Genomic DNA, 18,612 nt, shown 5'->3' with positions numbered 1-18,612 from the left:
ATCATCTGTTGCCGAAGATCCATTCGATCACCGATGCGGCTTTCGAGGCAACACGGGCATACATCAAGGGAATCCAGCGCATGCGCCGGAACTGAGCGGAATCAGCCCTTCAGGCCGAAGTCGCGCACCGTCGGCACACAGCTCAACTCGATGCCGAAGCGCTCCCGGTAGACCGTCAACGCCTCCTCGTCCGTCTCCAGCTCCCGCGTCTCCTGCCTGCCGTCCACGGTGGTCGTCCTCAGCCTGCGCCCGCTGAGCGTGATCCTCCCTCCGTCCTCCGTGAGCCGCGAACAGACCAGCGACCGCGTGAAGTGCGACCGCGGCGACGTGTTGTGCCACCAGGCGCCGGCCGCGAAGTCCCCGAGCACCCTGGGGCGGGTCTCCAGCCGGTACTGCGGCCTGCCGTCCCGCACGACGTCCAGGTCCCCGGTGTCCGGCGCGGCACCACCGCGCACCCCGGCCGGGTCCCGCCCCGCCTCCACCACCCGGAACCTGCCACCGGGGTCGTCCTGCTCCCCGCGTTCCGCATAGGCGAGCGGACAGTGGCTGTGCGCCCCGAACCCGACGTCGGCGAGCCAGGTGTCCCCGTCCGCCGTCCGCACCCGCAGTGCCAGGTGGTCGTACGGGATCCCGAGCCGCCCCTCGTCGTCGTACACGCGTCCCGCGAGCAGTTCGACCTCGTAACCGAGGGAGGTGAGCAACGTCCCGAACGCGCCGTTCAGTTCGTAGCAGAAGCCGCCCCGCCGGGCCGTGGTCACCTTGTCCAGCAGCCGCTTCTCCTCCAGGGTGATCTCCTCTCCGAGGTGGACCGACAGGTTCTCGAAGGGAACGGTCCGCAGATGGCGCAGGTGCAACTCGCGCAGCGCCTCGCTGGTGGGCCGCGGTGGGCGCGCGAGGCCGAGCCGGCGGAGATAGGCGTCGATCTGTACCGGGGTCATGAGCCCAGTCTGCTCCAGCATTTGCCCACCCTCGCCGGGCCGGGCTTCAGTCCTCTCTCACCACCCCCATCCGTCCGCCCCTGCCTCCGGTCCCCGTGACGGCGAGCGCCCCGTCCCGGTCGGTGCGCAGGACCACCGCGCCGCCGGCCCGCAGCGCGGCCGTGGTCGCCGGGGCCGGATGACCATAGGGGTTGCCGGCACCGGCGGATACCAGCGCCACCCTGGGTGCCGCGAGACGCAACAGCTCCGGCTCCTGATAGGCCGAGCCGTGATGGGCCACCTTCAGGATGTCCACTCCCGCCAGGTCCGCCGCCGCCGGGGACCGCACCAGCGCCTGCTGGGCCGGGGGTTCGAGATCCCCGAGCAACAGCAGCCGCAGTCCGCCCGTGCGCACGAGCAGTGCGACGCTGGCGTCGTTCGGCCCCTCCGGCTCCCAGCCGGCACCCGCGCCCTGCCATGGCGGGGGTACGCGCGGGCTCTGCGATGGCGAGGGCGGTGGCGAGGGCTGTGCCGGTGGCGAGGGCGGTGGCCACAGCACCCGCCAGGTGAGCGGTCCGGTGCGCCGCTCCTCTCCCGCGACGGCGGTCGTGACCGGGATGTGCCGCTCGGCCGCCTCTCTTCGGACGAACTCCGCCTGGTCCGCGGGCTCCGCGAACGCCGTGGTCTCGATCGCGGCCACCGCGCGGCCCCGCAGGACTCCGGGCAGGCCCGCCACATGGTCGGCGTGGAAGTGGGTGAGGACGAGAAGGGGAACACGAGTGACGCCCAGCCGTCGCAAGCAGTCGTCGACCAGTGCCGGATCGGGTCCGGCGTCCACCACCACGCCGGCGCCCTCGCCCGCCGCCAGCACGGTGGCGTCGCCCTGGCCGACATCGCACATCGCGAACCGCCAGCCCGGTGGCGGCCAGCCCGTGATCACCCGGGTCAGCGGCGCCGGCCGCGTGACCAGCAGCACGAGCAGCACCGCGAGCAGCCCGCACCACGCCGGGTGCCGCAGCAGTCTCCGGCCGGCCAGGACGACGGCCACGGTGACCGCCGCCAGCGCCAGCGCGCCCGGCCAGCTCCCGGGCCAGTCCACTCCCGCGCCCGGCAGCGCCGCCCCGGTCCGGGCGACGCCGGCGATCCACCGCGCCGGCCAACTCGCGCACCAGGCCAACAGCTTGGCCACCGGCATCGCCACCGGCGCCGCCGCGAGCGCCGCGAACCCCAGGACCGTCGCCGGTGCCACCGCCACCTCGGCCAGCAGATTGCACGGCACCGCCACCAGACTCACCCGGGCCGACAGCACCGCCACGACGGGCGCGCACACGGCCTGCGCGGCGGCGGCGGCCGCCAGTGCCTCGGCGAGCCGCGGGCACACCCCGCGCCGTCGCAACGCCTCGCTCCAGCCCGGCGCCAGCACCAGCAGGGCACCGGTGGCCAGCACGGACAGCAGGAACCCGTAACTGCGGGCCAGCCACGGGTCGTACAGCACCAGCAGCAGGACGGCCGTGGCCAATGCCGGCACCAGTGATCTACGGCGCCCGGTGGCCAGGGCGAGCAGCGCGACCGCGCCGCAGGCGGCGGCCCGCAGCACACTGGGGTCGGGCCGGCAGACGACCACGAAGCCCAGTGTCAGCGCCCCCGCGAGCAGGGCCGTCGCCCGCAGGGAGAGCCCCAGGCGTGGCGCCAGGCCGCGACGCTCGGCCCGTTGGGCCAGGCCGGGCGGTCCGATGAGCAACGCGAGCAGGACGGTGAGGTTGCTGCCGGAGACGGCGAGCGTGTGCGCCAGGTCCGTCTCCTCGAAGGCGTGGTCCAGCTCGGGCGTGATCCGCGAGGTGTCCCCGACGACCAGCCCCGGCAGCAGCGCCCGCGCGTCTCCCGGCAGGTCTTCGGTCGCGTCCCGCAGGCCGGCTCGGAGCCGTCCCGCCCAGCGTTGCGGCCCGCTCGGCCCGGCCACGATCCGCGGCTCCGGACGGCCGCGCACCCGCAGCACGGCCGCGATCCGGTCACCGCCCGTCAGCCCGGGCGCCAGCCGCCCGGCCACCCGCAGCCGCGTGGACGGCAGCAGCCCGAGCCAGGCGGCCCGCCCGGCCGGCACGCTCTGTCCGGCGCGGTCCGGCGGCGGCCCGGAACTCCCGCCGCCCGCGGCACTCTCCTCCGGTGCCGGGACATCCGGGTCGACGACCAACAGCACGGGCGTCCGCGTCCGCACACGTCTTCCGTCGGCCTCCTCGACGCCGCGCACCTCGGCCCGGGCCAGCACCGCCGCGGGTGCCGCGTGATCACCGCGCACACGTGGCCTGCTCAGCCGGGGATCGCCGCTCACCTCGACCTCGGCGGTCACGGTCGCGTACCGCCGGGCCAGCTCCGGCACCGGCCCACGACGCACGTCGGCCCCGTGCAGCCCGGCGGAGGCGGCTGCCGCGGCGGCACAGAGCAACACCGCGGCGACGGCGGCACGCGCCCATCCGAACCGAGCGCGCACCCACCGGACCCGCTCCGCCCACCCGGCCCTCTCCGCCCAGCGGACCCGCTCTGCCCACCGAGCCCTCTCGGCCCAGCGTCCCTGCCCCGTCACCGCCGTCCCTGTCACCGCCGTCCCTGTCGACGCCGTCCCTGTCGATGTCCCTGTCACCGCCCTCTCTGTCGACGCCCTCCGCCGAGCAGCGACCGGGTCATCGGCCGGCGGGTCCGTCTCAGCCCGTCCGGCCCCGCCCGCCCCTCCCGGCCGCCGCACCGACAGCAGGAGTGCCCCGCCGACCAGGCCGACGGCGGAGGTCACCGCGGCCCAGGCCCCCGGCGCGTCCACGGTCAGGGCCGCCGTGGCCCAGGCCGCGAGTGCGGGCGGTACCAGGCGCAGGTCCATGGGGCCGCTCCGGTCGGTGCGCGGGGTGCCATCCCGCTCGGGCTCGGCGCGCGGGCCGGTCTCGTCGAGCACGCGGCTCATGGCCGTACCAGGTCGCGCAGATCGGTGAATCGGCGGTCGCCGATGCCGTTGACCTCGCGCAGTTCGTCCACCGAGCGGAAACCGCCGTGCTGGGTGCGGTAGTCGATGATGTGCTGGGCCAGCACCGGGCCGACCCCGGGCAGGGTGTCGAGCTGGTCCACCGTGGCCGTGCTCAGGGAGACCGGCGCCGGTGGGCCCGTGCCGGCGGATCCGGTGAGCGACCCTCCTGCCGGGGCGGGCGGGGCGGCGGCGCCGGCGGGGGTGCCGACGACGACCTGTTCGCCGTCGACCAGGAAGCGGGCTCGGTTCAGTCCTTCCGTGCTCACGCCCGGCCGGACCCCGCCCGCCGCCCGCAGCGCGTCGGCCACCCGGGCGCCGGCCGGCAGCCGCCGGATCCCGGGCTTCCGGACCTTGCCGCTGATGTCCACGACGATCTCCGGGCCCGGTGTCGCGGACGTGCCCACGGCCGGTCCGGCGGTTGCTCCCCCACCCTTCTTGGTGAAGGGCGCCTGGGCACGCACCACCTGAGGGGCGCTCACCTGCTGGGGTCGGCCCGCCCAGAAATGCTGCACGGCGAACACAGCGGCGACCACGAGCACCACGGCGAGCGCCACGGCTCCCCGCCGCTCCACTCCGTAGCGGGTCTGGAGCCACACCGGCATCCGCTCGCGCAGCGCCAGCCCGGCCCGCTCCCGCCGGCCCGGCGCGGGCCCGGACACCCCCGGCACCGGCTCCGATTCCGGCGTCGGCTCCGGCTCCGGCTCCGGCTCCGGCTCCGGCTCCGGCTCCGGCAACCGCACCCCGCCGCCCGGTTCAGACGCGGCGGCAGCCGCTGCCCGCTCCCGGATCCCGCCCGACACCGACGTGGTCACGGTCGCCGTCCGCCTGGAACCCGAACGCGGACTCAGGGCGGGTGCCAGGCCCGTCGCCGTTGCCGTCGGTGTGTCCCCGAAGCTGTCCCGGACCGGCGGCGCGTTCCCCGACTCCCGCCACCGCGCGGCCCGTTCCCCGAAGAGGAGTTCCGCTCGGCGGCGCAGTTCCTCCGCCGGTGCGGACGGGCGACGGCGGGCATGGCGGCGGCCGGTGGAGCGGCGCTGCCGGACGCGGCCGTCGGAGGCCGGGGCGCGGCCGGGGCCGCTGGTCGCGATTGCTGTGCGTGAGCGAGATCGAAGTGCCATGCGACGAGGATGGGGGATTTCCCCCGACCGCGATGATCTTGGTGAATTCCCGTGGACGACCGCCCGGTTGTGGACAACTCCGCCACTCACACGGGTGAAGCCGGACGGTCCTTGGCCTCACCGGTACCAGGCCGTACCCGGAACCACCGTTGTCAGCGTGGCGAGACGACCGCGCCCAGCAGTCCGGGCCCGGTGTGCGCTCCGATCACCGCTCCGACCTCGCTGACATGCAGGTCGGCCAAGCCCGGCAGGCGCGCCCGCAGCCGGTCGGCGAGGGCGGCGGCGCGGTCGGGGGCGGCGAGATGGTGGACGGCGATGTCGACCTCGGCGTTGCCCGCCCGCTCGGCGGCCAGTTCCTCCAGGCGCGCGATCGCCCTGGACGCCGTACGGACCTTTTCGAGCAGGTCGATGCGGCCGGCGTCCAGCTGGAGCAGGGGTTTGACCGCGAGCGCGGAGCCCAGCAGTGCCTGCGCGGCACCGATTCGTCCGCCGCGGCGCAGATAGTCGAGGGTGTCGACGTAGAAGAAGGCGGAGGTGCCGTCGGCGCGCTTCTCGGCGGCCGTGACGGCTTCGTCCACCGTGCCGCCCGCTTCCGCGGCCTGGGCCGCGGCGAGCGCGCAGAAGCCGAGCGCCATCGCGACCATTCCGGTGTCCACCACCCGCACGGGCACCGGTGCCTCGCGCGCCGCGAGGACCGCCGCGTCGTAGGTGCCGGACAGTTCGGCGGACAGGTGCAGGGAGACGATGCCGCACGCGCCGGACTCGGCGACCTCGCGGTAGGTCTCCGCGAACACCTGGGGGCTGGGGCGCGAGGTGGTGACGGGGCGTCGCTTCTGAAGTGCCTGGGCCAGGGAGCGGGTCGAGATCTCGGTGCCCTCTTCCAGGGCCTGGTCGCCGAGGACCACGGTCAGCGGGACCGCGGTGATGCCGTGACGCTCCATCGCCCGGGGCGGCAGGTAGGCCGTTGAATCGGTGACGATCGCGACATGGCGGGACATGAGCTGGAGGTTACCTGGCGTAGTACGCACTCGGCAGCCCGGCCCCTGTCCTGCCGTGCGGGCGCGGCTCGCTCAGGTGGTGCTCTCGGGGCGGGGCTTCTTCTGCCATGGTGCGGTGGGGCGCCATGACGGCGGGGCGATCGCCTCGGGGGCGGGCTCCTCGGCGGCGCGGGCCCCGGACGCCTTCGGCCAGGTCTGTTCGGCGGCCTGGCCGTCGGCGGTGGCGGGTGCGTCGGGCCACGGCGGGGGTGCCTGGCCGGGCTCGGCCCGCGTCCAGTGGCGCAGGGCGTCCGCCTCGATGTCGATCTGTGCGCTGAGGGTGCCCAGGTCGTCGTCGGCGAAGCGGCGGGCCCGGTCGCGGACGGCCCAGCGCAGGGAGTCCGCGGACTTGGTGATCCGCTCGGTCCGGCCGCGCAGCTCGGGCAGGCGCGCGGTGAGCGTGGCCCGGTCCGGCTCGGACTCCAGACGCTTGAGGTCGGCGTCCAGTTCGTGTCCGTGTGCGCTGAGCCGTTCGAAGAGGCCGAGGGACTCCTTCAGCGACTCGTCCTCCGCCGCGCCCGCGTGCAGCGCGTCCTGGGTGGCGCGCATGGAGGTGCGCAGCGCGAGCCTCAGCTGGGCGATCTCGCCGGCGGGTCCGAGCTGCGCGAAGGACTTGGCGCGCAGGGTGTGGTCCTCGACGGTGCGGCGGGCCTGCGCGAGGGTCCGGTCCACACCGCGCTTGGCGGCGCCGACCGCCTTGACCGTGGCGTACGCGCCCAGGGCGACGAACAGCAGGAAGAGCAGGGCGAACACGGTCAGCACGACTTCCATGACGCTCCTCCTCCGGTCGGCACGGCACGAGCCGCTGTGCTCTCCACGGTAAACGCAACGGGCAGGTTCGGAGTTCCGCAAGAACCCCGAACCTGCCCGTAGGGGACTACCCCGAGCCGGTGAACATCCTCCGGTTGTTACGCGGGGACGATGTTGACCAGCTTCGGTGCCCGCACGATCACCTTGCGGATGCCCGCGCCGTCCAGCGCCGCGACGACCTTCTCGTCGGCCAGCGCCACCTTCTCCAGCTCCTCCTCGGAGATGGTGGGCGGCACCTCCAGCCGGGCCTTGACCTTGCCCTTGACCTGCACCACACAGGTCACGGTCTCGTCCACGACGTAGGCCGGGTCGGCGACCGGGAAGTCCTGGTGGACGACCGAGTCGGTGTGCCCCAGCTTGCGCCACAGCTCCTCGGCGATGTGCGGGGCCAGCGGGGCGACCATCAGCACCAGCGGCTCGGCCACCGACCGCGGCACGGCGGCGCCGGCCTTGGTCAGGTGGTTGTTCAGCTCGGTGACCTTGGCGATGGCGGTGTTGAAGCGCAGGCCCTCCAGGTCCTGGCGGACGCCGTCGATCGCCTTGTGCAGGGCGCGCAGGGTCTCCTCGTCGGCCTCGGCGTCGGTGACGGTGACCTCGCCGGTGTTCTCGTCGACGATGTTGCGCCACAGCCGCTGCAACAGCCGGAACTGGCCGACCACCGCGCGCGTGTCCCACGGGCGGGAGACGTCCAGCGGGCCCATGGCCATCTCGTACAGGCGCAGTGTGTCGGCGCCGTACTCGGCCGCGATCTCGTCCGGAGTCACCGCGTTCTTCAGGGACTTGCCCATCTTGCCCAGCAGCCGGCTGACCTGCTGGCCCTGGTAGTAGTAGGCGCCGTCGCGCTCCTCCACCTCGGCGGCCGGCACCGCGATGCCACGGCTGTCGCGGTAGACGTAGGCCTGGATCATGCCCTGGTTGAACAGCTTGTGGAACGGCTCCGCGGAGGAGACGTGCCCCAGGTCGTACAGGACCTTGGACCAGAAGCGGGCGTACAGCAGGTGCAGCACCGCGTGCTCGGCGCCGCCGACGTACAGGTCGACGCCGCCGTGCGGCCGGCCCTCGCGCGGCCCCATCCAGTACCGCTCGATCTCCGGGTCGACCAGCTTCTGGTCGTTGTGCGGGTCCAGGTAGCGGAATTCGTACCAGCAGGAACCGGCCCAGTTGGGCATGGTGTTGGTCTCGCGGCGGTACTTCTTGGGGCCGTCGCCCAGGTCCAGCGTGACGTTGACCCATTCCTCGTTGCGCGACAGCGGCGTCTCGGGCTTGGTGTCGGCGTCGTCCGGGTCGAAGGTGCGCGGGCTGTAGTCCTCGATCTCGGGCAGCTCCAGCGGCAGCATCGACTCGGGCAGCGCGTGGGCGATGCCGTCCTCGTCGTACACGATCGGGAAGGGCTCGCCCCAGTAGCGCTGGCGGCTGAACAGCCAGTCGCGCAGCCGGAAGTTGACGGTGCCCTCGCCGATGCCCTCGCGCTCCAGCCATTCGGTGATGCGCGCCTTGGCCTCGACCACGCCCAGGCCGTTCAGCCGTACGTCGTCGCTGTCGGAGTTGACGATCTTCGCGTCGTAGGAGACGAAGGCGTCGTCCCAGGTGGACGGGTCGGTGCCGCGGCCGTCGGTCGGCTCGACCACGCAGCGGATCGGCAGCTCGAAGGCGCGCGCGAAGGCGAAGTCGCGGCTGTCGTGCGCGGGGACGGCCATGATCGCGCCGGTGCCGTAGCCCATCAGGACGTAGTCGGCGATGAAGACGGGGACCCGCTCGCCGTTGACCGGGTTGGTGGCGAACGCGCCGGTGAAGACGCCGGTCTTGTCCTTGGCCTCGGCCTGCCGCTCGACGTCGGACTTCGAGGCGGCCTGCGCGCGGTAGGCGGCGACGGCCTCGGCCGGGGTGGCGTGGCCGCCGGTCCACACCTCGTGCGTGCCCTCGGGCCACGCCTCGGGGGTGAACTTCTCGACCAGCGGGTGCTCGGGGGCCAGCACCATGTAGGTCGCGCCGAACAGGGTGTCCGGGCGGGTGGTGAAGACCGTGATGCGCTCGCCGTCGATCGGGAAGTCGACGCGGGCGCCCTCGCTGCGGCCGATCCAGTTGCGCTGCTGCAGCTTGATGGCCTCGGGCCAGTCCAGCTCCTCCAGGTCCTCCAGCAGCCGGTCGGCGTAGGCGGTGATGCGCATGTTCCACTGGCGCAGCTTGGCCTTGAAGACCGGGAAGTTGCCGCGCTCGGAGCGGCCGTCGGCGGTGACCTCCTCGTTGGCCAGCACGGTGCCCAGGCCCGGGCACCAGTTGACCGGCGCGTCGGAGGCGTAGGCCAGGCGGTACTCGCCCAGGATGTCGGCGCGCTCGGCGGCGGTCAGCTCGTTCCACGCGCGCGTGGAGCCCGGAATCGCCCGCTCACCGGACTCGAACTGGGCGATCAGCTCGGAGATCGGGCGGGCCTTGCGCGCCTCCTCGTCGTACCAGGAGTTGAAGATCCGCAGGAAGATCCACTGGGTCCACTTGTAGTACTCCGGGTCGATCGTGGCGAACGACCGGCGCTTGTCGTGGCCCAGGCCCAGCCGGCGCAGCTGGGACTTCATGTTGTTGATGGCGGCCTCGGTGGTGATCCGCGGGTGCTCGCCGGTCGCGACGGCGTGCTGCTCGGCGGGCAGGCCGAAGGCGTCGAAGCCCAGGGTGTGCAGGACGTTGTGGCCGGTCATGCGCTGGAACCGGGCGTAGACGTCGGTGGCGATGTAGCCCAGCGGGTGGCCGACGTGCAGGCCCGCACCGGAGGGGTACGGGAACATGTCCATGATGAACTTCTTGGGCTTGGCGACCAGCTCCGGGTCGCCCGCCAGGTCGCCCGTGGGGTTCGCCGCCGCGTAGGTGCCGTCGGCGTCCCAGAAGTCCTGCCAGCGTGCCTCGATCTCGGCAGCCATGGCGGCCGTGTAGCGGTGCGGCGCGGCCTCCGCCGACGCGGCGGTGGCAGCGGGGTTCGTCTCGCTCATGATCCTCAAAGCTCCATCGATCGTCTCTGCCTGCGGCTGTGACATCCAAAGAAACGAAAAAACCCCTCGCACAGGAGGGGACGCCGCGCCGATGCCGACCTCACGGGTGGACCGGGGTCGGTACTGATCAGCGCGGCCCGCTAAGCAGAAGGCGTACGGCACGCATGGCGTTAGGGTACCGCAGCCCTTGAGCAAGCCGCGAGGCGCTTCCGTATCCCTGGTGGACATGTCACGCAGCCCGCCGGAACCGAACGAAGCTCAATGATCACTTCTCGTCACGTCCCCTACGGGACACCTCCCCCAGTCGCATGGTCCGTTGATAACAACGCAATAACTCAAACCCCGTACTGATCGGTATGGCGCCACTTAGAGTGCGGCAGCGGGACCGCTTTCCCGAAACTGCTCGGAGTTGCCCCCATGAACCCTCGTCGTAGTACCAGCTCGCTCCCCAAACCGGGCCGCTCGGCCTATGGGGTGGCGTCCGCTGTCGTCCTGCTGCTCATACCCGTGGCCGTGCTGGTCGGAGGCAGCCAGTTCCGCGAGTTCCTGAACTTCGGCGCGGGCGTGCTGTCCCTCGTCTCGCTGAGCTGCTCGGTGATCTGGGGCCTGTTCGCCCAGGACCGGATCTTCCTCAACACACGGCAGCGGATCATCGGCCAGGCGGTGCACCGGACGACCGCGGTCGCCTCGATCGCGTTCCTGCTGCTGCACATCACCACGAAGATCGCGCTCGGCCACACGCAGCTGATCGCCGCGATCATTCCGTTCTCGCTCGGCGTCACCGGAATCGCCGGTCTGATCGGACTGGGCTCGCTCGCGGGCCTGCTGATGATCTTCGTGGGCATCACCGGCGCCCTGCGCAGCAATTTCGCCACCCCGGCCCCGGTCGCCGCCCGCTGGCGGGCCATGCACATGCTGGCCTACCCGGCCTGGTGCGCGGCGCTGGTCCACGGCCTCTACGCGGGTCGCTCGGCCAAGCCGGTCTTCGTGATCCTCTACGCCCTGTCCCTGCTCGGCGTGATGGGCGCCCTCGCGCTGCGCGCCGCGCCGCGCCCGGTCAAGCGGAAGGTCGCCGACCGGCTGGTGGCCCTGTTCGGCAGCTCGGAGCGGCCCGGACTCGACGAGCTGGACGCGAGCCGCTCGCGGGTGGCCGAGTCGGCGCTGCCCGGCTTCGACGGCCGGCGCGATCCGCGCACGGCGTCCGCCGAGACGGTGGCATCCCCGCTCTACCAGACCCCGGCCGCCCCCGCCGCCGGGCCCGACGCCGGCTTCGCGGCGGCCTACCGCGCGGTCTCCACGCCGGGCCGCCCCCAGCAGCCCTACCCGGCCGACCGGACCGCCCGCATGGACGTGCCGATGGATCTGCGGCCCACGGAGGCCGTCCCGCGCGTGGACGGCCCCTCCAGCACCTCGGGAAGCTGGCCGATCCCGTCCCCGCCACCGGTCGGCGAGGCCCCGCCGTCCGCGTACGACCCGCTCCAGGACACCGGATACACCATCCCGGTCTACGGCGATCCGGGCCCACCCGGATACGGCGGAAGTGACGTGTACGACACCGGTGAGACAAACGGCCTCTACGGCACGTACAACCCGACCGACACGTTCGCCAGCGGTCCCGCCACCGAAACGCTGCCCGGCCCGTCCTACGAGACACCGGGCTCGGGCGAACCCTGGAACACGCCTTCCGGAGGCTTTAAGTGAACGAGGCCCTGCCCGACGTCCCCGAAGTCCGCGTGGTCGGACTTCCCCAGCTCACGTCGGGCTTCGACCTTGTGGAGCGGCTCGATCTGCCCATGCACCTGAAGGTGCACGGGCCGCTCGACCCGCTGGGCGGCGAGCAGCTCGCCCAGCTCGCCGAAAGCATCAACCTCAGGGGCCGCGGCGGCGCCGGCTTCCCCTTCCACAAGAAGCTGCGCTCGGTCGCCGAGTCGGCGATCAAGCGCGGGGTGCGGCCGGTCGTCGTGGTCAACGGCAGCGAGGACGAACCGGCCTGCCGCAAGGACACGGTGCTGATCAACCGCGCCCCGCACCTCATCCTCGACGGCGCGCTGCTGTGCGCCGAGGCGCTCGGCGCCCGCACGCTCGTCATCGGCGTCACCCGGGAGTCCACGCAGCGCTCCATGGAGGCCGCGCTCGCCGAACGCGGCCTGAGCAACAGCCGTAGATCGGCGCTGCGCGCGTGGGTGCAGCGCAACCCGGTGCGCATGGTCACCGGCGCCGCCGCCTCGCTGATCCGCTCCGTCGACGGCGGCCCGGCGATCCCGCCCGGCCGCAAGATCAGCGCCTCGCAGAGCGGTGTCGGCGGCGCGCCCACGCTGCTGTCGAACGCGGAGACGTTCGCGCAGCTGGCCATCGCCGCCCGCATCGGCCCGGAGCGCTACGGCAACACCGGTCTGTACGACGAACCGGGCACCGTGATGCTGACGGTGTCCGGCGCGGTCGCCCGTCCCATGGTGATCGAGGTCCCCACGGGCGTGCCGCTGCGCTACGTGCTGCAACTGGCCGGCGCCCCGCCGGTGCCGCAGGGCGTGCTGACCGGCGGCTACCACGGCAAGTGGATCGACGCGGCGACCGTCAACGAGGCGATCGTCTCCCGCAACTCGCTGGACGCGGTGGGCGGTTCGCTGGGCGCGGGCGCGATCCTGCCGATCAGCCAGGAGACGTGCCCGCTGGGCGAGTCGCTGCGGGTCGCGCAGTGGCTGGCCGAGGAGAGCGCGGGCCAGTGCGGGCCCTGCTACCTGGGGCTGCCCGCCGCCGCGCGCGGGATGGAGGACATCCTGAACGGCGGCGGACCGGCCGCCCTGGAGGCGCTGAAGCAGGTCGCGAAGAACGTGAAGCGGCGCGGGGCGTGTTCGCACCCGGACGGCTCGGCGATGTTCCTGGAGTCGACCATCAAGGCGTTCACCGACGACCTGGCCGCGCACGTCCTCGGGAACGGCTGCGGACGGCCCGTGGAGGGCGTCCTGCCGCTCTTCGAGGGGGGCAGGGCTCCCACGGGTGTGCCGGGCGGCGCAGAACCCGCGGAGAACGGCGCCAGCCGCCAGAAGATCTACGTCGACTGGACGCTCTGCCGGGGTCACGGGCTGTGCGCGGACATCCTCCCGGAGGTGTTCGAGCTCGGCGCCGACGGCTTCCCGACGGTGGCCCAGGCGCAGGTGCCGCGCTACGCGGAGGCCAAGGCGCTGCGCGCGGTGCGCCGCTGCCCGGCGCTGGCCCTGCGCATCGAGGAGGACACGCGCGGGCAGGCGCCGTCGCGCAACCTGCCGGTCCTCTCCCAGGGCCGCGGCCGGCGCGCGCTCGGCCGCTGAGCACACGCGAGGGGGGGCGGGCCACCCGGTGCGGGTGGCCCGCCCCCTCGCTCGGCCACGCCGTGCCGCAACACGCCGAAGGCGGACCATCCGTCGGGATGGTCCGCCTTCGACTTCTGTGGAGCTAAGGAGAATTGAACTCCTGACCTCCTGCATGCCATGCAGGCGCTCTACCAACTGAGCTATAGCCCCTTGTTCTGTTGTTTCGCCCGGTTCCCCCGGCGACGACGTAAACATTACAGGGCGGAGGGCGCAGCACAAAATCGGTTTCGGCCTCGCACCGATACGCCCGCTAATGTCGGTTTTCATGGCCATGATCGCGTCGCCTTCAGCCCACCGCGGGGTCCCGGTCGCGCTGGGCGTGTGCCTGGTGTCCTTCGCCGCCTTCTGGGCAGCTCAGCGGGCCGCGCACGTGTCCATGATCGATCTGATGGTCTACCGCGCCGAGGGCGCCACCGTGCGCGCCGGCGGCGACCTGTACGCGCTGCGCGCGACGGCCGCGCACCTGCCCACCACCTACCCGCCGTTCGCGGCCCTGCTGTTCACCCCGCTGCCCCTGCTGGACACCGCGCTCCTGCGGGCGCTGGCGACGGCCGGGAACCTCGCGCTGCTGGTGGTGTTCGTCCGGCTGTCGCTGAAACTCGTCGGCCACGCGCGCGGGGAGACCGTGTGGTGGGTGGCGGCGCCGGCCGTGTGGTGCGAGCCGGTGTGGACGACCGTGCGCTACGGCCAGATCAACCTGCTGCTGGCGGTCCTGGTGCTGTGGGACCTGACCCGCCGCCCCGAAGGCGGGTCCGACCGCTGGACGGGGGTGGGCCTCGGGCTGGCCGCGGCCGTCAAGCTGACGCCCGCGCTGTTCCCGGTGTTCCTGCTGGCCACGGGCGTGGTGGCCCGACTGAGGGGCGGTCGCGGGGAGCCGTGGCTGCGGCACGCGCGCGGGGCGGCCGTCGCATTCGCCGGGGCGACGCTGCTGGCGGCGGCCGTCCTGCCGTACGACTCCTGGCGGTTCTGGACGCGGACGCTGTTCCGCGCGAGCCGGGTCGGGCATGCCGAGGACACCGCCAACCAAGCCCTGCGCGGGGTGCTGGCCCGCCTTCTGCACACACCCGAGCCGGGAGCGCTCTGGATCGCCTGCGTGGCCGTGGTGGCCGTCCTGGGCCTCGCCGTGGCCGTCCGGGCGGAGTTGCGGGGGCAGCGGGCCTGGGCGGTATGCGTCTGCGCGGTCACCGCGCTGCTGATCAGCCCGGTCTCCTGGACCCACCACTGGGTGTGGTGCGTGCCGCTGGTGCTGCTGCTGTGGACACGCGGGCGCCGGGCGGCGGCCGTGGGCACCCTGCTGGTGTTCTGCTCGTACGCCCCGTGGTGGGTGCCGCACGGGACCGGGCGGCCGGAACTGCACCAGTCGGGAGCGGAGTTGACGCTGTCGGCCGTCTACGGAGGTGTCGGCGCGGTCTTCCTCGCGCTGGCCCGGACATCGTTGCCGAAGGCCGGGCCGGGCGGGGTCCGCGTCAAGCCGTGACGAACTGGTAGAACCTCTTGAGCGTGCAGTGCTCCTCCAGGAGGCGGCCGTAGATCGGCTCGCCCTCCAGTTCCCGGTATGTCTCGATCGGGTCGCCTTTTATGATCAGCGCCCGCGCGCATTCCTCGCACCAGTACTGGTAATCGGGATTGATCGGCTCCATGTCGCGCACGATCGGGGTACCGCTCCCGCACCAGTCGCACTTTCGCCTGTGTGCACCCATCGATCAGCTCCAGCTGTGGCCGCAGGCCGTGCACACGTAGGAGATTCCGCCGTTGTCGCCGAGGACCTGCGCCACATGCGCGGAACCGCAGGAAGGGCAGCTCAGCCGGGTGGTCGTATCCCGTATCAACGCCGCACCGAGGAGGTGGCCGACCTCCTCAAGGATGCTCGCAGGCATCGCTACTCCCTCCCGTCGGGCCGCGCCCCCTTCCGGCCGTTTGATTCTGCCACGACCGGACCGATACGGTCAGCGACGCCTCAGTACCAGTCCGGACACGGCCCCCGCAGAGACCGCCCCGGCCGGCGCCCGGGCGCACACCGGGAACGCCTCCGCGGAGGGATACGGGCGCGGCGCCCCGAACGACTCAATCCGGTGCAGGAACAGTGTGCCGAGATCCGCGACGCCGATCCGCCGGCCGTCCGCGGTCGGCGAACGTGCTGTGGACGCGCGGCCGGACGCAGAAGATCCCGCCCCCTGCGGGGACGGGATCCTCATCACCGATCTTTGACGACTCAACGGAGTGTCGATCAGTGGAGCTAAGGAGAATTGAACTCCTGACCTCCTGCATGCCATGCAGGCGCTCTACCAACTGAGCTATAGCCCCTCGCGCTCTCCCCGCTCGGCGGGGCGAACAAGAAGAACTCTAGCCTGTGACCTGCCGGAAAGTGAAATCCGGGGCCCGGGGGGGGGCGGGAGGGTCAGACGTCGTCGCCGAGGACGGGCTCCGGGAGGGTGCCCGCGTTGTGCTCCAGCAGGCGCCAGCCGCGGGCGCCCTCGCCGAGCACGGACCAGCAGCAGTTGGAGAGCCCGCCGAGGCTCTCCCAGTGCCGGGCCTCCAGGCCGAGGAGCCGGCCGATGGTGGTGCGGATGGTGCCGCCGTGGCTGACGACGACGAGCGTGCCGTCCTCGGGCAGCTTCTCGGCGTGCCGCAGCACGACGGGGGCGGCGCGGTCGGCGACCTCGGTCTCCAGTTCGCCGCCGCCGCGGCGGACCGCCTCGCCGCGCTTCCAGGCGGCGTACTCCTCGCCGTGCCGGGCGATGATCTCCTCGTGCGTGAGCCCCTGCCAGACGCCCGCGTAGGTCTCGCGCAGCCCCTCGTCGCGGGTGACGTCGAGGCCGGTGAGGGCGGCCAGCTCGGCGGCCGTGTGCGCGGCCCGTCGCAGGTCGGAGGAGACGATCGCGTCGGGCCGCAGGGAGGCGAGCAGCCGGGCGGCGCGGCGGGCCTGGCCGATGCCCGTCTCGGTCAGCTCGACGTCCGTGGTGCCCTGGAAGCGGCGCTCCACGTTCCAGGAGGTCTGGCCGTGCCGCCACAGGATGATGCGGCGGCCCCGGCCCTTGCGGTCGGTCACCTCTCCGGTGGCGCTCATCACCACGCCCCGCCCGGCTCCTGGTCGGCCTCGGCGGCCTGCGCCCTGGCGTGCTCCTCCGCCTTGCCGCGGGTGGCCTTGGCGTCGGCGGGCAGCTCCAGCTCGGGGCAGTCCTTCCACAGCCGCTCCAGGGCGTAGAAGACCCGCTCCTCGCTGTGCTGGACGTGGACGACGATGTCGACGTAGTCGAGCAGGATCCAGCGGGACTCCCGGTCGCCCTCGCGGCGGACCGGCTTGGCCCCGAGGTCCTTCAGGAGGCGCTCCTCGATCTCGTCGACGATGGCCTTGACCTGGCGGTCGTTCGGCGCGGATGCCAGCAGGAAGGCGTCCGTGATCGACAGCACGTCGCTCACGTCGTAGGCGATGACGTCGTGGGCGAGCTTGTCGGCCGCCGCCTGGGCGGCGGTGTTGATGAGCTCAAGGGAACGGTCGGTGGCGGTCACTACATGGCTTTCCGTCGGCGGTCTTTTGTCATCAAGGGTCTCACGGACCGCCCGGCGCACCCCACGTGATTACGGCATCACGTGGGGTGCCCCCGGCCGCGCGCCGGTTCGCGGGCGGCCCGGGGTCAGGAGGAGGACGGCTTGTAGTCGCCGCCGAGGATCACCGAGACGTCGGCGCCGGAGGAGACGCTGCCCTTGGCCACGGAGCCGGCGGGCAGCCCGAGGGTCTTGGCGACCTCGGTGGCGTTCGCCTTGTCGGCGGCGTCCGCGTAGAGCACCTTCGAGGCGGCCTGGGTGCCGGGGGCGGTGCCGCCCTCCAGGAAGGTGAAGCCGCCGTTGAGGAGCACCACGCGGGCCTTCTCCGTGTCGTCCTTCACACCGGTGGCGTTCTGGACGGAGACCCGGACCGAGGAGCCGGCGTCGGGGCTCTTGGCGGTGCCGCCGAGGATGTCCTTCACCACGCTGTCGCTGGTCTGCGCGGTGAGGGTGCCGTCGGACTGCACGGGCAGCAGGGCGGTCCTGTAGTCGCCGCTCTTGGCGAGGTCGGCGAGGTTGGCGAGGAAGCCGCCGAGGTCCTTGTCGGTGAGCGGCGGGTCCAGGATCTGCGCGAGGGTCTGCACGGTGGTGGTGGCGGAGGACGGGTCGGAGGACATCTTGCGCAGCACGCCCTGCATGACCTGGCCGAACCGCTCAAGCTGGGCGTTCTGGGACTCGCCGGCGGCGCGGTAGGTGGCGTAGGCGACGGCCATCTTGCCGCTGAGGGTCTGGCCCTGGCCCTTGTGGACGAGCGGGGCGGTGCCCTTCTTCTTGGTGTCCGGGTCGGGCACGTCGGTGTTGGTGTCGATCTCGATGTTGCCGACGAGTTCGACGAGGTTCTGCAGATACGGGGTGTCGAGGCGCCAGGTGCCCTGGATGCTGGTGCCGAGGACCGTGTCGAGCTGGCCGCGGGTGCCGGAGGCGCCGTCGTCGTCCACGGACTTGGCGAGGGTCGTGGTGGAGCCGTCGTCGTCGGTCAGCGCGAGGGAGTTGGGCAGCAGGACCGTGGTGCCCTGCTTGGTGGTGGTGTTGTCGACCAGCAGCGCCGTGGAGGTGCCGCCCTTGCCCGTGTTGTGCAGGTGGACGACGATCACGTCGCGTTTCTGGGCGGTGACCGGCGTGGCGGTGCCGGTCTTGCCGTCGGACGAGGACAGGCCGGGCAGTTTCCCGGCGAACCAGAGGTAGCCGACACCGCCGACCGCGACGAGGGCCAGGACGACGACGAGGGCGATGATCCGGCTGCGGGCGCGGCGGCGGGCCTCCTCGCGGCGCTCGGTGCGGTTCTCGGTGAACTTCAGCCAGTCGATGACGTCCTCGGAGTCGCCGTCGGGCTCCTCGACGAAGGCGAACTGCTCGGTGTGGTAGTCCTCTTCCCCCGTGGGGCGCTCGGTGTCCCCCGGCGTGAGGGTGTCCTGCGGGATCCGGGTGTCGTCGGGGACGCGGGTGTCCTCCGCGGGGCCGGCCTGGTGCGGGATGTAGGCGCCCTGCCCGGCGATCCGGGGCTGCTGTCCGCTGCTCGCCGCCTGCCCGTAGGGGTCGTAGCCCGTGGCCTCCTGGGTGCCGGTGGCGTACGGGTCGTACGGGGTCTGGGTGCCGTAGGGGTCGTAGGCGTGCGGCTGTTGGACCGCGCCGTAGGAGGGCGTCTGCTGCTGCGGGCCGGTGGCGTAGGGGTCGTAGCCGTAGCCCTGCTGCTGGGCGTACGGGTCGTAGGTCGCCTGCTGGGACTGCGGAGCCTGCTGTGCCGGGACCTGCCCGTACACGGGCCGGCCGTACTCGTCGTAGCCGACGACTTCGTACGGGCCGCCGCCGTAGCCTGCGTCACCCGTGTCGTATCGGTCGTTCACCG

The 18,612-nt window shown here is 72.6% G+C and carries 14 protein-coding genes and 2 tRNA genes; 3 read left to right on the top strand and 13 right to left on the bottom strand.

Annotated features, from left to right (window positions below; translation table 11 throughout):
* Nucleotides 1–101 precede the first annotated feature (101 nt).
* From AQJ11_RS02145 to leuS, 6 genes are all read right to left on the bottom strand, one after another.
* Nucleotides 102–938, bottom strand: a complete 837-nt coding sequence (locus AQJ11_RS02145) for an arylamine N-acetyltransferase family protein (protein WP_059261615.1) — start codon at nt 936–938, stop codon at nt 102–104.
* 46 nt (nt 939–984) lie between these two features.
* Nucleotides 985–3,867: a ComEC/Rec2 family competence protein gene (locus tag AQJ11_RS02140; RefSeq protein ID WP_398780020.1), complete on the bottom strand. Its 2,883-nt coding sequence runs from the start codon at nt 3,865–3,867 to the stop codon at nt 985–987.
* Nucleotides 3,864–5,045, bottom strand: a complete 1,182-nt coding sequence (locus tag AQJ11_RS50265; RefSeq protein ID WP_208616423.1) for a ComEA family DNA-binding protein — start codon at nt 5,043–5,045, stop codon at nt 3,864–3,866. Before AQJ11_RS50265 ends, AQJ11_RS02140 begins: the two co-directional genes overlap by 4 nt.
* A 152-nt stretch (nt 5,046–5,197) precedes the next feature.
* Nucleotides 5,198–6,043, bottom strand: a complete 846-nt coding sequence (locus AQJ11_RS02130; protein ID WP_058080498.1) for a DegV family protein — start codon at nt 6,041–6,043, stop codon at nt 5,198–5,200.
* Nucleotides 6,044–6,115: 72 nt separating this feature from the next.
* A complete protein-coding gene (locus tag AQJ11_RS02125) occupies nt 6,116–6,853 on the bottom strand; it encodes a hypothetical protein (protein ID WP_059261613.1) in 738 nt (245 codons plus the stop codon).
* A 137-nt stretch (nt 6,854–6,990) separates the two neighbouring features.
* Nucleotides 6,991–9,870 carry a leucine--tRNA ligase gene (gene leuS / locus AQJ11_RS02120; RefSeq protein WP_014672668.1) on the bottom strand — a complete coding sequence of 960 codons (2,880 nt, stop codon included), beginning with the start codon at nt 9,868–9,870 and terminating at the stop codon, nt 6,991–6,993.
* Nucleotides 9,871–10,287: 417 nt separating this feature from the next.
* Between leuS and AQJ11_RS02115 the strand changes: the two genes are divergently transcribed.
* On the top strand, nt 10,288–11,571 hold the full coding sequence (locus tag AQJ11_RS02115) for a ferric reductase-like transmembrane domain-containing protein (RefSeq protein WP_175252147.1): 1,284 nt from the start codon (nt 10,288–10,290) through the stop codon (nt 11,569–11,571).
* The gene (locus AQJ11_RS02110) at nt 11,568–13,178 is read left to right on the top strand and encodes an NADH-quinone oxidoreductase subunit NuoF family protein (protein ID WP_014672670.1); all 1,611 of its coding nucleotides are present in this window, start codon (nt 11,568–11,570) and stop codon (nt 13,176–13,178) included. Before AQJ11_RS02115 ends, AQJ11_RS02110 begins: the two co-directional genes overlap by 4 nt.
* A 119-nt stretch (nt 13,179–13,297) precedes the next feature.
* Here the strand turns inward: AQJ11_RS02110 and AQJ11_RS02105 are convergent.
* A tRNA-Ala gene (locus AQJ11_RS02105) sits at nt 13,298–13,370 on the bottom strand.
* 115 nt (nt 13,371–13,485) lie between these two features.
* Here AQJ11_RS02105 and AQJ11_RS02100 point away from each other — a divergent pair.
* Nucleotides 13,486–14,697, top strand: a complete 1,212-nt coding sequence (locus AQJ11_RS02100; RefSeq protein ID WP_059261612.1) for a glycosyltransferase 87 family protein — start codon at nt 13,486–13,488, stop codon at nt 14,695–14,697.
* Here AQJ11_RS02100 and AQJ11_RS02095 read toward each other — a convergent pair.
* The 6 genes from AQJ11_RS02095 to AQJ11_RS02075 all read right to left on the bottom strand — a co-directional run bounded on the left by AQJ11_RS02095 (nt 14,687) and on the right by AQJ11_RS02075 (nt 18,610).
* Nucleotides 14,687–14,920 (bottom strand): hypothetical protein, encoded by a 234-nt coding sequence (locus AQJ11_RS02095; protein ID WP_030653820.1) that lies wholly within the window; start codon nt 14,918–14,920, stop codon nt 14,687–14,689. The two genes, AQJ11_RS02100 and AQJ11_RS02095, sit on opposite strands and share 11 nt — an antisense overlap.
* Nucleotides 14,921–14,923: 3 nt before the next feature.
* Nucleotides 14,924–15,097: a hypothetical protein gene (locus tag AQJ11_RS48030; RefSeq protein WP_014672673.1), complete on the bottom strand. Its 174-nt coding sequence runs from the start codon at nt 15,095–15,097 to the stop codon at nt 14,924–14,926.
* Nucleotides 15,098–15,451: 354 nt separating this feature from the next.
* A tRNA-Ala gene (locus AQJ11_RS02090) sits at nt 15,452–15,524 on the bottom strand.
* Nucleotides 15,525–15,618: 94 nt separating this feature from the next.
* On the bottom strand, nt 15,619–16,287 hold the full coding sequence (locus tag AQJ11_RS02085; protein WP_059261899.1) for a histidine phosphatase family protein: 669 nt from the start codon (nt 16,285–16,287) through the stop codon (nt 15,619–15,621).
* On the bottom strand, nt 16,287–16,730 hold the full coding sequence (rsfS, locus tag AQJ11_RS02080; protein WP_014672675.1) for a ribosome silencing factor: 444 nt from the start codon (nt 16,728–16,730) through the stop codon (nt 16,287–16,289). The genes AQJ11_RS02085 and rsfS overlap by 1 nt, the downstream gene beginning before the upstream one ends.
* Before the next feature lie 125 nt (nt 16,731–16,855).
* Nucleotides 16,856–18,610: an LCP family protein gene (locus tag AQJ11_RS02075; protein WP_059261611.1), complete on the bottom strand. Its 1,755-nt coding sequence runs from the start codon at nt 18,608–18,610 to the stop codon at nt 16,856–16,858.
* Nucleotides 18,611–18,612 lie beyond the last annotated feature (2 nt).

The organism is Streptomyces corchorusii (genome assembly GCF_001514055.1).
GTDB classification, from domain to species: Bacteria; Actinomycetota; Actinomycetes; order Streptomycetales; family Streptomycetaceae; genus Streptomyces; species Streptomyces olivaceoviridis.
Note: the sequence above shows the minus strand (reverse complement) of the source record. Positions and strands in the feature narration are given on the sequence as shown.